Origin of the sequence: Acetobacter ascendens (genome assembly GCF_001766235.1) — a bacterium.
Lineage (GTDB): Bacteria > Pseudomonadota > Alphaproteobacteria > Acetobacterales > Acetobacteraceae > Acetobacter > Acetobacter ascendens.
Genome location: NZ_CP015164.1, coordinates 229,705 through 246,626, shown reverse-complemented (window position 1 = coordinate 246,626; position 16,922 = coordinate 229,705). Strand labels below are relative to the sequence as shown.

Genomic DNA, 16,922 nt, shown 5'->3' with positions numbered 1-16,922 from the left:
CTGGGCTACCCCTCCAGTTTTTCTAGTAAATCAGCGGCGGCGGCACTTTCCGCAGCACGTTTGCTGCCTGCCCGGCCTTCACCAAACAGGCCACCCGCTGTAACGCGCACCACAAACAGCGGTGCGTGAGAGGGGCCATCTGCCCCTATTGTTTCGTACACTGGCAAGCTTTGCCCGCGGCCAAGCACCCATTCCTGCAACGCGGTTTTGGGATCCTTGGGTGGATGGGCCTGTGCATCCAGTGCAGATTTCCACCAATCCCGCACCATCTGGCGTGCAGGTTCCAGCCCGCCATCCAGAAAAACCGCACCAAGCACGGCTTCCAGCGCATCCGCCACCACATTGGCGGCAGTTTGCACACCTGCGCGGGCTTCATGCGCGGCAACGGTAAGAGACTGCGGCAGATCGAGCTTATCCGCAATTTCCGCCAAGAACACGCGAGAGACCAGATGCGCCAGCCGAGACCCCAGCGCACCTTCCTGCTCGTTCGGGAAGCGCTCTAGCAACCATTCGGCCATCAGCAGGCCCAGAACGCGGTCCCCTATAAATTCCAGCCGCTCGTTAGAGCCTGCGCCCTTGGCTTTCTGCCGCTTGCGCCCACCTGCCTTTTGATGCGCGGCGGAACGATGTGTCAGCGCCTCCTGCAACAAATCAGGATTGACAAAGCGATAACCTAGGCGCACTTCCAGTTCTTCCAGCCGGAAGCGTGCGGCATCTGAAATATTGCTTGGTTTTCTCACGATACGCCCCGCAGAATACGCGCCCAGCGGATTTCAACTGGCCAGTACCAGACCTGCCAGAACGGGTGGGAAGACTGAACTGAGAAGAAGATACGCTGCGCCCGGCCTACCAAATTTTCCATAGGCACAAAGCCCAGATCCTTGGGGCCATCGCCCATAAAGCGGCTATCGGCGCTATCATCCCGATTATCACCCATAGCAAAGAAGTAACCCGGTGGCACAACATATTCGGGCGTGTTGTTCTGCGGGCCTTCATCCGTCAGCTTAAGAATATCGTGCTTAACCACCATGCCATTAGCGCTACCGGGCAGTTGTTCGGTGCAGGCTTCACCTTCCATATCCACCTGCGTTTCATCCCGCGTGGTGTAGTTATGGGGGTTCAGGCACGGCACTTCCTGCCCGTTCAGAATAAGATGACCATTGGTGACCTGAATGTGGTCTCCCGGCAGGCCCACAATGCGCTTGATGTAATCAACCGATGTATCTTTGGTGTAGCGAAAAACAGCCACATCGCCCCGATGCGGTTCTGCCCCAAAAACACGCCCTTCAAACAGGTTCGGTGAGAACGGGAAGGAATATTTGGAATACCCATAGCTGAATTTGGACACCCAGATGTAATCCCCTACCTGCAAGGTTGGGATCATGGAGCCTGAAGGGATCACAAAAGATTCAAACAGGAAGGTGCGCACCACAGTTACCACCAGCACCACCGTTATGATGGTGCGCAGGGAGTCCAGCACGGTATTTCCGCCCTTTTCGGGCTGACTTGCCCCGGTGGTGGGAGGATGTTCCGGTGTGCTCATGCGCTGTCTCGCCCGTTCCTGCGGTTCAGTAAAAAAGAAAAATCCGGCGGATCAAGCCGTGCAGGACGCTGGATGTCAAGGCAGGTGTTCATGCCTTGCGGGCTGATATCAGCACCTGCGCCAGCGCGTATGGGGGCTCATCCGTCATGCTCAGCACAATATGCGGCACAGTGCCGGGGGGCATAAGCTGTTCCAGTTTTTGCGCAGCCACCCCGGTAAGCACCAATGTTGGCTGGCCGGATGGCAGGTTATGCACGCCTATCTGGCTATGCGCCACCCCTTGCGCAAAGCCTGTGCCCAATGCCTTTGCACAGGCCTCTTTCGCGGCCCAGCGTTTGGCATAGGCCCCAATACGCGCCTGGCCGGATCTGCTTTCTGCCTTTGCGCGTTCCTGCTGTGTAAACACCCGCTGCGTAAAGCGATCTCCAAACCGTTCTAGGGCCTGAGCAATCCGGCGCATATCGCACAGATCCACCCCGGCGGAAATCAGTGTCATGATTTCACCCTGTCTGCCTGTGTAATGCCGGGAGCAGCACGCAGGCTGGCAATAACCGAGGAGAGATGGCGCAGATCTCGCACTTCTACATCCACAAGAATTTCCGTGAAATCAAGCTGGCGATGCACGATTTTAAGGTTCACCATTGCCGCATCAGATTTGGAAATGGAGTTGGTAATATTGGCCAGCACGGCAGCCTCGTTTTCCGCCACAATACTGATTCGGCCAACCCGCATCTGCCCAGCCCCGCCAGAACGGGCCATGGCATCGTAATCCCAATCCACATCCAAAAAGCGTTCTGGCGTTGCGGAAAAACTTTCCAGCGTCTGGCAGGTACGAGTGTGAATGGTTACACCTCGGCCTGTGGCCACCACGCCCACAATTCTGTCCCCCGGCAAGGGGTGGCAGCAGGCGGCATAATGCACGGCCACACCGGCACCCAACCCCACCAGTGGGACGGCGGCGTTGGAAGACCGGCGGCCAGAACCACCACCTGCCCCACGCGCACGTGGCCCTGCCGTACCCAGCACACCCGGCAGGCCAGAAAGCATACGCGGCACACGCTGCACGCGCTTGAGTTCGGGGTACGCTGTATGCACCACATCCCGCGCGGGCAGATTACCCGCACCTACGGCCACATACAGATCAGTTAGTGAGCTTTGTTTAAGCGGCTTGAGTGTGGTTTCCAGAATCTTTTCAGACCCATCCACACCTTCCTGACGGAAGGCTTTAGCCAGTGCAGCACGCCCGCCATCCAGCGAGACTTGACGCTGCTGCTGCGCCACATAACGGCGGATACGCGCGCGCGCCTTGCCGGTAACAACAAACCTTTCCCACGAAAGAGAAGGCGCGCCGCCACGGGCCGTCATGATTTCAACCTGATCGCCGTTTTCCAGCTCATGCCGCAAAGGCATCAGGCGACCATTGATCTTTGCACCCACGCAGGTATCACCCACATGGCTATGCACGGCGTAGGCAAAATCTACCGGAGTGGCCCCGCGTGGCAGAGAAATAAGCTGGCCTTTGGGCGTGAAGCAGAAAACCTGATCCTGATACAGTTCAAGCTTGGTGTTTTCCAAAAACTCATCCGGGGCGGATGAGGCTTCCAGAATTTCCAACAAATCCTGCACCCAGCGTGGGCGACGCAGGCCGCCATAGCCGCCTTCTTCCGTGCCGGAGCCTTCCTTGTAGGCCCAGTGCGCGGCCACACCGTTTTCTGCCACATCGTGCATATCCTGTGTGCGGATCTGCACTTCAATCTTCTGGTTACGGGGGGAACGGAGCGTTACCCCCGTATGCAGGCTTTGGTATCCGTTGGCCTTGGGGGTGGAGATATAATCCTTAAAACGCCCGGCTATCATGGGGTAGGCCGCATGTACGGCGCCCAGCGCCATGTAGCAATCCTCACGCGTGTCCACGATCACACGGAAAGCCATGATGTCTGAAAGCTGCTCAAACGCCACATTGCGGCGCTGCATTTTCTCCCAGATGGAATAAGGAGATTTCTCACGCCCCGAAACCTGAACATTCTTCAGCCCGGCTTCATGACACAGGCGCAGCAATTCACGCCGCACTTCTTCAATAACATCCGCACCCTGCCCGCGCAGATAGTTCAGGCGCGTGCGGATAGTGGCATCAGCTTCTGGCTCAAGCTGCGCAAAAGACAGGTTTTGCAACTCTGTCTTAACGCGGTCCATACCAATGCGCTCGGCCAGCGGGGCATAGATATCCAGCGTTTCACGCGCAATACGCTGCCGCCTGTCCTGTCGCTCCACAAAATGCAGGGTGCGCATGTTGTGAAGCCGGTCTGCTAGCTTAACCAGCAGAACGCGAATGTCCTTAGACATAGCCAGCACAAGCTTGCGGAAGTTTTCCGCCTGCTTGGTGCGGTCTGATTGCAGCTCCAGCCGTGTAAGCTTGGTAACGCCATCTACTAGATCAGCCACATTCTGGCCGAACTGCGCCTTGAGCGTATCGTAAGTAACGCCGGTATCTTCTATGGTGTCGTGCAGCAAAGCTGTGCAGATAGACTGCACATCCAGCCGAAAGCGGGCCAGAATCATGGCCACGGCTAGCGGATGGGTTATGTACGGATCACCATTATCGCGCTTTTGGTTTTCGTGCGCCTTGTAGGCCACGGCAAAAGCGCGGCGAATGCTTTCTACATCCGCCTTGGGTGCATAAGTAAGCACCCTATTGACCAAACGCTCGCAGTTCAGTTCGCTCCGCCCGCCATTTTCTGCGGCGGGAACTGGAGCGGTGCTTTCTTCCACTGGAGCGTCCGTTTTAACAGGCTGCATCATTCCCTCCCCCGAGTCCTTAACGGAAACCGGAACCGGAGGAGAATGATCGCCGCCCGTATGCGCCACCCGAATTACCGACGTGCGCGACCGGTAAGTGCAGCTTCAATAGCCCGCACATCATCAGCGGCTTCTTCTTCTGCAGAAACTTCCTGCAAGCCGAAGATGTTCTGCTCGGTCGGAACCAGATCCTGCACTTCTTCTTCCACGGGTTCGGGCTCGGGTTCACGGGCCTGAGAACGGATCAGATCATTGCGCAGAGCGGGCAGAGAAACGGTTTCGTCTGCAATTTCACGCAGAGCGACAACGGGGTTTTTATCGTTATCCCGATCAACTGTCAGCTCTTCCCCGCGAGAGATATTGCGGGCACGCTGTGCGGCATAGACCACCAGTTCAAAACGGTTCGGGACCTTTTCCACACAGTCTTCAACGGTGACGCGGGCCATTGCGGAGAGCCTCCAGACAAGTTTCAGCTTATAGATGCTTACAGTAACAGAAAGAGTATATTACCGCATCCGCTCCGCCTACGGAAGAGTTTATTCTTTTGCAGGCTGTATTTCCTGCCCTGCAACGCCTTCCAGCAGGGTATCCAGCCCCTTACCGGTTGTGGGGTCTTTCCATTCCGGGGCAACATCATGCAGCGGATGCAGTACAAAAGCGCGCTGGGTTGCGCGGGGGTGCGGCAATATAAGCCGATCCGTATTGAGCTGCATATTGTCTATTGAAATAATATCCAGATCAAGCGTGCGCGCTGCATTTGGCACGGAACGTACGCGCCCCAACCGCGTTTCCACCCCCTGAAGCACATCAAGCAGAGCCAGAGGCTCCAGCGTGGTGCGGCAACGTACAACCCCATTGACGTAAGGAGGCTGCCCAGATGGTGGCACAGGCGCACTTTCATACCAGCGAGAAACAGCCTCGACCTCCAATTGGGGTAGGTTTTTCAGGGCCTGCACGGCTTGCTCACACGTTTGGCGGGCACTCAATCGCAAATGCGGAAGATTCGCACCTATCGCTATTAGCACTGATCTGGTATTAATTTCCGGCATCGTTATAAACCCGTCCCCCAGCAGCTAATTCTGCCACATTTGATGGATACTGTTACCAGATGATCTTACCATTCTTTCTATCAAATCTGAAAAGACCTCAGACCATTTAATAGTAATGCCCAAAACAACACCCCAAAGTATTTAGAGGAAACCAACTATGAACCTTCAGAAAACCGAAAAGACCTGCCTTTTCATTGATGGCTCCAGCCTGTACTCTACATCCCGTAGTCTTGGTTTTGATGTGGACTATAAAAAGCTGTTGGATTTCTTTGCAGCCAAAACACACATCATTCGCGCTTATTACTATGCCGCCATTTTAGATACTGAAGATTATTCTCCGCTTAAGCCCCTTACGGACTGGCTTTCCTATAATGGGTACTTTCTTGTCACCAAGCCCGCGCGGGAGTTTACCGATTCTACCGGCAAGCGCCGCGTAAAAGGCAATATGGACATCGAAATTGCCGTGGACATGCTGGAAATGGCCCCGCATATCGACCACGCCATTCTGTTCAGCGGTGATTCCGATTTCCGCCGTGTGGTAGAAGCTGTGCAGCGGCAGGGCACGCGGGTTTCTGTTGTGTCTTCCATGCGCTCCACCCCACCGTTGATCGGAGATGATCTGCGCCGGCAGGCAGACCAGTTTCTGGAACTTTCTGCTCTGGCAGGTAACTTTACCCGCAGGCAAACAGAAAACCCCCGCCCCGTGCGCACCAATGCCCCACCAGTGCGCCACCCGGCAGACCAGATGAGCGAACCTGATGAAGATGATCCGCTAAGCTAAAGCGCCCTACGCAAATGCCACCTTCCAACAGAGGGTGGCATTTTTTTTCATCTGCGTGCAAAACTCTTAAGGTTGTCTTGCCGTTATTTGACCGTCACCTTTTGTTGAAGCCCTTTGTTATTAAGGGTGAACCGACATAGTAATTTGCCGGAGTTTTTTATATGCCCTCATGTTCTGAAGCCAGAAGCAGCCTTCTTTCCCTGCTGCGTGGCGTTGAGCACTTCAACACCGAAATTTTTCCTGCCAAGAAAGAACTGTTTGCTAGCTTGGCAAAAGGGCAAGCGCCGGAAGCTTTGTTTATTGCATGTGCAGATAGCCGCATTAACCCTAACCTGATTACCCAGACAGGGCCAGGTGATCTGTTTATTCTGCGTAACATTGGCAACCTTGTGCCAGCATATGGTGAAATGCTGGGGGGTGTGTCCTCCGCAGTGGAATATGCCGTTCTGGGCCTTGGAGTTTCCACCATTATTGTGTGTGGCCATTCCGATTGCGGTGCCATGAAGGCTCTGATGGAACCAGAAAAAAACGGGCTGGATAAAATGCCAACCGTGCGCAAATGGCTGCGCAACGCAGAAGCCGCGCGTGCGGCCACCCTGCACACCTTTACGGGGGAAGATGTAGGCCCTGCCACCGTGCGCTGCGTTGCGGAACAAAACGTGCTGCTACAGTTGGCGCATTTGCGTACGCATCCTGCTGTGGCCGCGGGGCTGGCAAAGGGTACGCTGTTCCTGCAGGGGTGGTTTTATGATATCGGCTCCGGTGAAATTACGGTGCTGGATGAACAAACACGCAAAAGCCTGCCTATTAAAACCGTTATTACACAGATGGAAGAAAAATCCGCTTAAAGGCCCTTCGTTCTTCTTTTCTGCACTTGTTCTGGCTGCGTGTTGCCTGACTTTTACTTCGGCAACCGCAGCAGATACTCTTAAACTCAGCACATGGAATTTAGATTGGCTGCTTGATCCGGCACACCCCGGTTACGCACAGGCTCCGCCAGATATTCCACACCGCACATCTACCGACATCTCCAGCCTTGCCAGCTATGCCGCCCATTTGCAGGGCGATATTGTGGCCTTGCAGGAAATAGAAAGCCCCGCCAGTGCCGGGCAGCTTTTTCCATTAGCGCGCTATCATCTTCCCATAAGCCAAGATCATGTGTTGCAACATACGGCGCTGGCTGTGCGTGCGGATATTCCGTTTGAGCAAAACCCAGATGTTACAGCGCTGGATGCCTACGCAACGGCCCCGGCCACACACCACCACTTACGCAGCGGGTTGGATATTACAGTGCACCAGAACGGGCAGGCCCCACGTATTCTGGTAGTGCATCTTAAAGCCGGATGCCCGGATAATCTGCCCCATGCTTCCCGCCCCGCCTGCGCAACACTCTGGCAGCAATTTGCTGCGCTGGATGATTGGGTGACCGCTCGTGCCCAAAAGCATGAAGCCTTCGCCATTATGGGGGATTTCAACCGTCACCTTACGGTGCATGATCCACTGTTTCTTACGCTTTTGTGCATTGCTCCGCTGGATCTGGTAACCGCTGGCACAGCAAGCCCCTGCCAAGGCGGCAGCTATTTTATAGACCACATTATTCTGGGTGGCGCGGCACGGGCATGGAAAATTCCCAATTCCTTACGCGTGATACCTTTGGCCGAGAAAACCGGGCAAAACCTCTCTGACCACTGCCCTGTTTCTGTCTCACTACATCTGCCATCCACCAAAGAACGGCCGCAGCCATAGCACGCCCCAAAACAAAAAAGCTGCCGCACCCAAAGGATGCAGCAGCCTTATTTTGCAAGCTATCAGCCTGAGATATTACATGCGGCCAGCAGGTGCACCGGAACGGCCACCACTGCGGGCACCACCACCAGAACGGCGCGGGCCACCACGGCCACCACCGGGAGCACCACCACCGCGCGGGCCACCACGGCCCCGGCCACCGCCACCCAGAACAGGCGGGCGCATGGTGGAAGCTTCGGCCTCATCAGAATGCCACGGATGATCCCGAACCACCGGTACGGTTTTGCCAATGGTGCGTTCAATATCGCGCAGCCAAGCCCGCTGTTCTGCATCGCAGAAGGAAACAGCCCAGCCATCACGCCCGGCACGTGCTGTACGACCAATGCGGTGCACGTAGCTTTCTGGCACGTTTGGCAGATCGTAATTGAACACGTGGCTTACGTCATCCACATCAATACCGCGAGCAGCAATATCCGTTGCCACCAGCACTTTAACGGAACCAGAACGGAAGCCCTTCATGGCCCGCTCACGCGCACCCTGAGACTTGTTGCCGTGAATGGCCTCTGCCACCACGTTGTTCTTGTTCAGGAATTCCGCAACTTTGTTGGCTTCATGCTTCATGAGCGTGAACACAACAGCGCGGGAAACCTTGGGGGATTCTACCATGTTCAGCAGCGCATCGCGCTTATCGCCCGCGCCATTTACAAACATGACAGCCTGCTGAATACGATCCACCGTGCTGGAAGGCGGCGCCACTTCAACGCGCGCCGGATCATTCAGCAAAGATGCTGCCAGATCTTCAATGCTGCGCGGCATGGTGGCAGAGAACAGAAGCGTCTGACGCTGTTCTGGCACAAAGGTCATAATGCGGCGGATATCGCGCACAAAACCCATGTCCAGCATACGGTCGGCTTCATCCAGCACCAGAATTTCCAGACCGGACAGATCAATAAAGCCTTGGCCCATCAGATCAAGCAGACGGCCCGGTGCAGCCACCAGCACATCTACGCCACGGCGCATGGCTTCAACCTGTCGGCCCTGCCCTACACCACCAAACACAACGGCCTGCGTAAACTTCATGTGGCGCGCATAAGCCTTAAAGCTATCGCTAATCTGGGCCACAAGCTCACGCGTAGGCGCCAGCACCAGAACGCGCGGCTGTTTGGGCGTGTTTGCACGGGGGGTTTTAATCAGATGTTCCAGAATAGGCAGCGCAAAAGATGCAGTTTTGCCTGTGCCTGTCTGGGCTAAACCCAGCAGATCACGCCCCTGCAACAGATAGGGGATGGAACGTTCCTGAATAGGAGTGGGTGTATCATAACCCTGCTCTGCCAATGCCTTCAGCAGTGGTGGAGCAAGAGCAAGATCGGAAAATTTGGTCATCAGGGCCAACCTTATTTGTGCAGCCTGAAAACGAGATCGAGAGACCGCACCCTTTTCAGTTATGCACTGTATGTTTTGTGGCGCACACGGAACATTTTTGCACCAGCTTGTAGCTGAGCACCCACAAATTTTTGAACACATCAAGATCTACAAAGGAAGTTTTTGAACTGCGTTCGTTCCTCATAAACCTTGTAAAGGTGTATATAAGGGGACTTCCCAAACCCCGCAAGGCTTCCGTACCATATTAGTCCTAAAATGATGTTCGTGTAATGTTGGGGATTTTTTAGAAATCGGGCAAAAAATCGTTATAACATTGCCTGTTTTGAAAGGTTTATGCTGATATCTTAAAGATATTTTTGAAATATTCCCATTTAGGAAATTCAGCAAGCTCTTCACGAAAAAGGCATAAATCTAACATAATTTTTAGGCAACTTATTGGCGGCAAACCTTCAACCCCTAGCCATTACGGCGCCGAAGCAGGAAAAGTGCTTGCTCTCCAAACAGGTTAGCCAACCGGATAGAGCGCCGCCACGGGGCGCGTTCCCCCTCCTCATCCACGGCCATCCATTGCTCTACAATGTAGCCATCCTGCTTACACAGCTCCAAAAAATCGCGGATGGTACAGGGGTGGATGTTCGGGGTTTCATACCACGGAGTATGCCAGACGGATGTCATGGGCATGCGGCCGCTGAGCAGCAGCTTAAGCCGAAGTTCCCAATGCCCAAAATTGGGGAATGAGACAATGGCATGCCGCCCGATACGCAGCATTTGCCGCAGCACCTCCCGCGGGCGGGCCACAGCCTGCAAGGTGCGTTGCAGCACCACGTAATCAAACGCATGGTGCGGATAATGCGCCAGATCGTGGTCTGCATCACCATGCACCACAGGCAGCCCATGCGCGACGGACTTGGTAACAAGCTCCATATTCAGCTCAATACCACGCGCATCACACCCACGGTAACGGAACAGATGGTCAATAAGTGCGCCATCTCCGCTGCCAATATCCAGCACGCGGGTGCCAGGGGCTATCATTTCGGCAATCAGCCGCTGGTCAAGGCGCATCAGGCAAACCCCGCATGTTCGGCCACACCGCACAAAAAGCCACGCACTGTGCGGTCAAAATCCGGTTCTTCCAGCAAGAAAGCATCGTGCCCTTTGTCTGTCTCGATTTCTACAAACGAGACATTGGCCGCAGCCCGGTTGAGCGCACGCACCAATGTGCGGGCTGCCGATGTGGGGAACAACCAGTCGGACGAGAACGACACCACACAAAACCGCACCGGCGTACCGGCAAAAGCGTGTGTGAGTTCTCCATCATGGTCTGCGGCAATATCAAACCAATCCATCGCGCGGGTAATGGTCAGGTAGGAGTTAGCATCAAACCGACGCACAAAGGTGGAACCCTGATAACGCAGGTAAGATTCCACTTCAAAAATATCGCTGAACATGGAAACAGGGCCTTCTGGCCCCTGCCCGCCAACAGGCCCGCGCCGCATACGGCGGCCAAATTTGCGCGTTAAGGCTTCTTCCGAAAGGTAGGTAATATGGCCCATCATACGGGCCACAGCCAAACCACGGGCAGGCACAACATCATCCGCCCAATAGCGGCCACCGCGCCAGTCCGGGTCTGCAATAATAGCCTGCCGCCCAACCTCGTTAAACGCAATATTCTGGGCAGAATGGAAGGGTGCTGTGGCAATGGGCATGGCTGCCAGCATCATCTGCGGGTAAGTGACTGTCCATTCCAGCACCTGCATGCCGCCCATAGAGCCACCAATAACGGCAAACAGTTTTTCTATGCCCAAGGCCCGCACAAGCTTGTGCTGCGCGCGCACCATATCTCGAATGGTAATGGGCGGAAACGCCGTGCCCCAAAGCTCTGTGCCATCACCCTCTGCATCCGTGCGGGTGGAGCGTGGGCCGGTGCTGCCCATGCAGCCCCCCAGCACGTTGGAGCAGATAACAAAAAACCTGTTGGTATCAATGGGCTTTCCCGGCCCGACCATACGGCTCCACCAACCGGGCTTGCCCGTAAGCGGGTGCTCCTCCGCCACGTACTGATCCCCCGTAAAGGCGTGGCAGATCAGTATGGCGTTATCCCGCTTTTCTGAAAGCGTGCCATAGGTGCGGTAGGCAATATCAACAGGGGCAAGGGTAACGCCGCAATCCAGCCCCAGCCCTTCGGTAAACTGGACATGCTGCTGTTCACCAATAGCCAAGGGTGTTGTGCTGTTCATAAAAACGCCGAATGCTCCAAACAATCCCCTCCGGCATACGGACGTTTACAGGACAAGGCAAGTCCGGTTTCCAACGGCCCTGCCCTGTTACGCCCGATGTGCTGGAAAGTTCCGCCCGGTCCCGTTTCAGTGTTCCATTTTAAGCGCGGCCAGGAAGGCGCTTTGCGGAATTTCCACCTTACCAAACTGCCGCATGCGCTTTTTACCTTCCTTCTGCTTTTCCAGAAGTTTGCGCTTACGGGAGATATCACCACCATAACACTTGGCCGTCACATCCTTGGAAAGTGCGCCAATGGTTTCACGCGCAATCACCTTGCTGCCAATGGCCGCCTGAATGGCAATCTTGAACAACTGGCGGGGGATAAGGTCCTTCAGCCGCGCGCAAATGGAACGCCCACGAGATTCCGCCGCCGTGCGATGCGCAATGAAGGAGAGCGCATCCACCGGTTCCTGATTTACCAGAATGGAAATACGCACAAGGTCACTCTCCTCATACCCATCCATCTGGTAATCAAAGCTGGCATACCCACGGGTGAGTGATTTCAGGCGGTCATAGAAATCAAACACCACTTCGTTCAGCGGTAGGCGATACACTGCCATGGCACGGCTGCCCACATAGGTGAGATCCACCTGCACGCCGCGCCGTTCTGTGCACAGCGTTAGCACCGCGCCCAGATATTCATCCGGCACCATGATGGTGGCTTTAATCCACGGTTCCTCAATGGTTTCAATCAGAGAGGAATCGGGCATATCCGCCGGGTTGTGCAGTTCCTCACGCTCACCATTGGTGCGAGTAATTTTGTACACAACGGAAGGTGCGGTTGCGATCAGATCCAGATCGAACTCGCGCGAGAGGCGTTCCTGAATGATTTCCAGGTGCAGCAAACCAAGAAAGCCGCAACGGAACCCAAAGCCAAGGGCTGCGGATGTTTCGGCCTCATAGTGGAAGGAGGCATCGTTCAGGCGCAGCTTGGCAAGGCTATCGCGCAGTTTTTCAAAGTCATCTGCCACAACGGGGTACAAGCCACACCACACCACGGGAATGGAGGGTTTGAACCCCGACAAAGGCTTTTCTGCCGGGCGGCGATCATCCGTAATGGTGTCACCCACATTACAGTCCGCCACGGTTTTGATAGCCGCGTTGATAAAGCCCATTTCACCCGGTCCAAGGCTTTCAACGCTGGTCATGCGCGGGGCGAATACACCCACCTGATCCACCTGATGCACAGCGCCGGAGGACATCATGCGCACCTTCATGCCGCGCTTGAGCCGCCCTTCCTTGATACGCACCAGCACGATCACACCCAAATACGGGTCATACCAGCTATCAATCAGCATAGCCTGCAGGGGTTTTTCCGCATCACCTGTTGGGGGTGGCAGGCGGGTGACAACAGCTTCCAGCACGCCTTCAATATTCAGGCCGGTTTTGGCGGAAATTTCCACTGCATCATCAGCCGGAATGCCAATAACTTCTTCAATCTGGGCCTTTACGCGCTCGGGTTCTGCTGCGGGCAGATCTACCTTGTTGAGCACGGGCACAATTTCGTGGTTGGCATCAATAGCCTGATACACGTTGGCCAGTGTTTGCGCTTCCACCCCCTGAGAGGCATCCACCACCAGCAAAGATCCCTCACACGCCGCCAAAGACCGGCTGACTTCGTAAGCGAAGTCCACGTGTCCGGGGGTGTCCATCAGGTTCAGCACATAGGTGTTGCCATCCTTGGCCGGATAAGTCAGCCGGACGGTTTGCGCCTTAATGGTAATGCCACGCTCACGCTCCAGATCCATGTTGTCCAGAACCTGATTGGTCATTTCACGCGCGGTTAGGGCACCGCACGCCTGAATCAGGCGGTCAGCCAGAGTGGATTTTCCATGATCGATATGTGCGATGATGGAAAAATTGCGGATGAGCGAAAGGGGTGTATCGGTCATGCTGCTCCTTTAAGCGAAACGGAAAGAAAAGTCAGCCGCTTCCGCACGGGCTTGGGCCATTATCAGGTAAATTTTTTCCCTATTGCGCACACTGCCGCATTTGGCACCAGCCCGCAGCCTGTTTTTTTAACCCGATATCAGCACAATACGGTGCAGCCATACACCAGCGGCGGCAGTTGGCACAGGCTGCAAGGCGCTGCGCCCAAAGGGCTGAATGGCCAGCACGGGTTTTTCTTGCAAAATGCCCACAACAGGGGCTTGGCCCGGGCGTATCAGCACCACGCGGTCTGCCCCACGCGGGTGCAAGGCAGGTTGCACCACCAAGGAACACCCAAGCCGCAATGTGGGTTCCATGCCTTCCGTATCCACCTGCAACATGTAAGCCGAGGATGACGGCAGGCTGAAAAATGTTTCTTCCTGCTCCCACAACCCTCCGGCGGGCAGACCTGCGCGGTCCAGCACACCTTCCTGATCTAGCCATGAAAGCGGCAGGCTACGCATAAAACATGGCGCCTGAAGTGCTGCCTCTTCTGGTTGTGCATGCCCCCAGAGATGAGCCTCAAACTGCCCTAGGGAAACACGCAGCACATCCAGCGCACGCAGCAGGCTTGGCAGCGCAGGCCAGCGCCACACGCCATTGCCAGTGTAGCGGCGCGAGGGGTTGAAAGTGGTCGCATCCAGCCCTGCCGCCCGTGCCAAGCCAGAGGGCGTAAGCCCTCGCTCCTGCGCCAGCGTATCCAGCGCGTGCCATATGCGCTCTGCCGGTATCATGGCGTTTTAGTGTGGCGTTTTTCCTGCTTCAGCACTTCGCTGGCGTGGCGGGCGGTGCCTTCATCGGTAATAAAAAAACGCCCCTGCCCGTTCTGCCGCGCAAGGCCCTTGCCTGCCAGACGTGTCAGGCAGGGGTCATCCTTCATACCCGTTGGGCGGCCAACTTCACCCGCAAGGCAAAGCCTGTGCAGTGCGGCGCGGCAACATGTTTCAAGGTAGGGTTCGTTCCACATGGATGCAGGATCACGCATCCTGCGCACGGCGGCAAGAGGATTCATGCAAAGCCTCCCCCCAAACGCAAAGCGGGCACACGCATGATACGTGTGCCCGCCAAAGCCTGCCCAAACTGGGGTAGCGTTAGTGTTTTACCTGCGCATCCGGCAAGGCATAGGCCACCACGTAATCCCCCAACTTGGTGCCAAAGGAACCGTGGCCACCATCTACCGAGAGCACATATTGGTGGCCGTTTTGCTCATACGTCATGGGGGTAGATTGCCCCCCTGCGGGCAGACGGTCCTGCCAGAGCTGCTGGCCTGTCGTGACATCATAAGCGCGGATATACATATCCAGCGTGGATGTCAGGAACGCTACACCACCACCGGTAATGATAGGCCCACCCAAGGAAGGCACACCCACACGGAAGGCCAGCGGCACAGGGGAACTATCGCGCGTGGTGCCGTTGCGGTGCTTCCACAACACCGTGTTGGTGCGCAAATCCAGCCCCGCCACATAGCCCCAGCCCGGCTGCTTACACGGAATACCAATAGGAGACAGGAACGGGTGCAAATCCACCCCAAACGGTGTGCCGTATTGTGGTTGCAAACCCGCCTCCCCGCCAGAAGGGCCAGCATTCTGCGGAGGTTCTGCCGGATTGTTCGGGCCACGCGGCACAAGGCGAGAAACAAACGGCACGGCAATGGGGTTGGTAAACGCCACCTCACGCACAGGGTCCACCGCCAGGCCGCCCCATTCAAACATGCCCAGATTACCGGGGAATACCAACGTGCCCTGCGTGGAAGGCGGCGTAAATGGCCCTTCATACCGCAGGCGTTTGAACATAATGCGGCAAGCCAGTTGGTCAAACATGGTGGCGCCCCACATATCCGCATCTGTGAGGTTGTTTTTGGGGCGGAATGTAAGTGCGGAGAACGGCTGAGTGGGAGAAAGGTGATCCCCCGGCGCAGGCCCCTGTGGCACGGGCATTTCTGGCGCGGGCACCAGCAAATGGCCATTGCGCCGGTCTAGCACAAAGATGTTGCCTGTTTTGGCAGGCGCATACAGCGCAGGCACTACGGAGCCATCAGCCTGCTTGATATCTACAAGGCTGGGCTGAGATGGCACATCCATATCCCACAGATCATGATGCACTGTCTGGTAAAACCACACCTTGCGCCCGGTATCTGCATCCAACGCCAGAATGCCAGAGGCATAGCGTTCCTGATCCGGCGTGCGGTGGCCGCCCCAGATATCCGGCGTGGCCACACCTGTGGGAATGTAAATCTGGTTCAGCCGTGCATCATAGGCCGACGTGATCCATGAATTGGGAGAATTGGCTGCATAATGATGTGTGGCGGAGGGCAGTTCGTTCGGGTTCGAGTTGCCCGGATCAAACACCCATACCAGCTTGCCGCTATACAGATCATACCCGCGCGTAACGCCTGAAGGTTCGTGCGTGGAGTAATTATCCGTTACCGCACCAGAAATAATGGCCACCTTGGAGGTGATAACCGGCGGAGATGTGGGCTCATAAAACCCCGGCGTGCGCATGGGCATGCCAGATGTAAGAGCCCTTTTGGAAATTCGCTATGATAGGTTTTCAAGAGGTTTTGAGCGTGATTCAAAGGCAGGATGTGGACGCCAGCACAACGAGGCCGCATGGCCGGAATTACACGCAAGACGAAACGCTATCCGTCTGATCTGACAGATGAGGAATGGGAGCGCATAGCGCCTCTGATGCCCCCTGCGAACCGGCGTGGTCGGAAACGGACAACCGATTTCCGTGAGATCATCAATGCTCTGCGCTATCTCGTGCGCTCAGGCTGCGGTTGGGAGATGCTTCCGGTTCATTTTGGCCCATGGCAAACGGTTTACTGGTGGTTCCGCAGGCTGATGCGCCGTTTCCTGTTCCAGACCATTCATGATGTCTGTCTGATGCTCGATCGTGAAGCGACAGGACGCGAAACCAGTCCATCGGGTGGTGTCATTGATAGCCAGAGTATCAAGGCACCCCACGCAAAGACACGTGGTTATGACGCAGGCAAGAAGATCGTCGGTCGGAAACGTCACATCGCAGTTGATACGGATGGCCGCCTTCTCCTGGTCCAGCTGACAACAGCCGATATTTCGGACAGTGCAGGAGGACAGATGATCCTTGATGCCATTCGTAAACGCTGGCCTTGGGTGAAGCACCTGTTTGCCGATGGAGCCTATGACCGCCTCCAGTTGATGGATAAGGCCACTTTTCTCGACTTCACAGTCGAGATCATCCGGCGGTCAGAGACAGCAAAAGGGTTTGAAATCCTGCCGCGTCGGTGGGTTGTGGAACGGACCTTCGGTTGGATGATCCGCTGGCGTCGCCTTGTGAAGGACTACGAACAGCGGATCGACGTCGCAGAGGCCATGATCCACATCGCCATGGGAAGCCTCATGCTACGCCGAAACGCTCATCCGTGAATTTCCAAAAG

16 protein-coding genes and 1 pseudogene are annotated in these 16,922 nt (G+C 55.8%); 4 read left to right on the top strand and 13 right to left on the bottom strand.

All coding sequences use genetic code 11. The annotated features are described in order from the left end of the window. Window positions 1-5 precede the first annotated feature (5 nt). The 6 genes from rnc to folK all read right to left on the bottom strand — a co-directional run bounded on the left by rnc (window position 6) and on the right by folK (window position 5,388). On the bottom strand, window positions 6-722 hold the full coding sequence (rnc, locus tag A4S02_RS01255) for a ribonuclease III (protein WP_070324127.1): 717 nt from the start codon (window positions 720-722) through the stop codon (window positions 6-8). Window positions 723-736: 14 nt separating this feature from the next. Continuing rightward, on the bottom strand, window positions 737-1,543 hold the full coding sequence (lepB, locus tag A4S02_RS01250) for a signal peptidase I (protein WP_019089803.1): 807 nt from the start codon (window positions 1,541-1,543) through the stop codon (window positions 737-739). A gap of 88 nt (window positions 1,544-1,631) precedes the next feature. Next, entirely contained in the window at window positions 1,632-2,039 is a 408-nt protein-coding gene (gene acpS, locus A4S02_RS01245; RefSeq protein WP_019089804.1) for a holo-ACP synthase, read from the bottom strand. Next, window positions 2,036-4,408 (bottom strand): RelA/SpoT family protein, encoded by a 2,373-nt coding sequence (locus A4S02_RS01240; protein ID WP_208858899.1) that lies wholly within the window; start codon window positions 4,406-4,408, stop codon window positions 2,036-2,038. The genes acpS and A4S02_RS01240 overlap by 4 nt, the downstream gene beginning before the upstream one ends. Window positions 4,409-4,413: 5 nt before the next feature. Beyond that, a complete protein-coding gene (gene rpoZ / locus A4S02_RS01235) occupies window positions 4,414-4,785 on the bottom strand; it encodes a DNA-directed RNA polymerase subunit omega (protein ID WP_003622533.1) in 372 nt (123 codons plus the stop codon). Between the two features lie 90 nt (window positions 4,786-4,875). Next, the gene (gene folK / locus A4S02_RS01230) at window positions 4,876-5,388 is read right to left on the bottom strand and encodes a 2-amino-4-hydroxy-6-hydroxymethyldihydropteridine diphosphokinase (RefSeq protein ID WP_019089806.1); all 513 of its coding nucleotides are present in this window, start codon (window positions 5,386-5,388) and stop codon (window positions 4,876-4,878) included. Window positions 5,389-5,545: 157 nt separating this feature from the next. On the opposite strand from folK, the gene A4S02_RS01225 reads away from it, so the two are divergent. The 3 genes from A4S02_RS01225 to A4S02_RS01215 all read left to right on the top strand — a co-directional run bounded on the left by A4S02_RS01225 (window position 5,546) and on the right by A4S02_RS01215 (window position 7,915). After that, a complete protein-coding gene (locus A4S02_RS01225) occupies window positions 5,546-6,169 on the top strand; it encodes a LabA-like NYN domain-containing protein (RefSeq protein WP_006116363.1) in 624 nt (207 codons plus the stop codon). Between the two features lie 161 nt (window positions 6,170-6,330). Continuing rightward, the gene (locus A4S02_RS01220) at window positions 6,331-7,017 is read left to right on the top strand and encodes a carbonic anhydrase (protein WP_070322711.1); all 687 of its coding nucleotides are present in this window, start codon (window positions 6,331-6,333) and stop codon (window positions 7,015-7,017) included. Continuing rightward, on the top strand, window positions 6,950-7,915 hold the full coding sequence (locus A4S02_RS01215) for an exonuclease/endonuclease/phosphatase family protein (RefSeq protein WP_082246716.1): 966 nt from the start codon (window positions 6,950-6,952) through the stop codon (window positions 7,913-7,915). Before A4S02_RS01220 ends, A4S02_RS01215 begins: the two co-directional genes overlap by 68 nt. Before the next feature lie 75 nt (window positions 7,916-7,990). On the opposite strand, the gene A4S02_RS01210 is transcribed toward A4S02_RS01215, so the two are convergent. The 7 genes and pseudogenes from A4S02_RS01210 to A4S02_RS01180 form a co-directional block, all read right to left on the bottom strand. Beyond that, the gene (locus A4S02_RS01210) at window positions 7,991-9,298 is read right to left on the bottom strand and encodes a DEAD/DEAH box helicase (protein ID WP_070322710.1); all 1,308 of its coding nucleotides are present in this window, start codon (window positions 9,296-9,298) and stop codon (window positions 7,991-7,993) included. A gap of 456 nt (window positions 9,299-9,754) precedes the next feature. Next, window positions 9,755-10,360, bottom strand: coding sequence for a methionine biosynthesis protein MetW (gene metW, locus A4S02_RS01205; RefSeq protein ID WP_019089810.1), 606 nt, complete (start codon window positions 10,358-10,360; stop codon window positions 9,755-9,757). Beyond that, window positions 10,360-11,535 carry a homoserine O-acetyltransferase MetX gene (gene metX, locus A4S02_RS01200; RefSeq protein ID WP_070322709.1) on the bottom strand — a complete coding sequence of 392 codons (1,176 nt, stop codon included), beginning with the start codon at window positions 11,533-11,535 and terminating at the stop codon, window positions 10,360-10,362. The genes metW and metX overlap by 1 nt, the downstream gene beginning before the upstream one ends. 126 nt (window positions 11,536-11,661) lie before the next feature. Next, window positions 11,662-13,467: a translation elongation factor 4 gene (gene lepA / locus A4S02_RS01195; RefSeq protein WP_070322708.1), complete on the bottom strand. Its 1,806-nt coding sequence runs from the start codon at window positions 13,465-13,467 to the stop codon at window positions 11,662-11,664. Window positions 13,468-13,593: 126 nt separating this feature from the next. Next, complete coding sequence (locus tag A4S02_RS01190; protein WP_070322707.1) at window positions 13,594-14,238, bottom strand: S24/S26 family peptidase; 645 nt, start codon at window positions 14,236-14,238, stop codon at window positions 13,594-13,596. Next, window positions 14,235-14,489, bottom strand: coding sequence for a hypothetical protein (locus A4S02_RS01185; protein WP_082246853.1), 255 nt, complete (start codon window positions 14,487-14,489; stop codon window positions 14,235-14,237). The genes A4S02_RS01190 and A4S02_RS01185 overlap by 4 nt, the downstream gene beginning before the upstream one ends. Window positions 14,490-14,595: 106 nt before the next feature. Then, a pseudogene (locus A4S02_RS01180) lies at window positions 14,596-16,023 on the bottom strand (outer membrane protein assembly factor BamB family protein); the annotation flags it as partial. 63 nt (window positions 16,024-16,086) lie between these two features. Between A4S02_RS01180 and A4S02_RS01175 the strand changes: the two are divergent. After that, a complete protein-coding gene (locus tag A4S02_RS01175) occupies window positions 16,087-16,911 on the top strand; it encodes an IS5-like element IS12528 family transposase (protein WP_082246712.1) in 825 nt (274 codons plus the stop codon). Window positions 16,912-16,922: the final 11 nt, after the last annotated feature.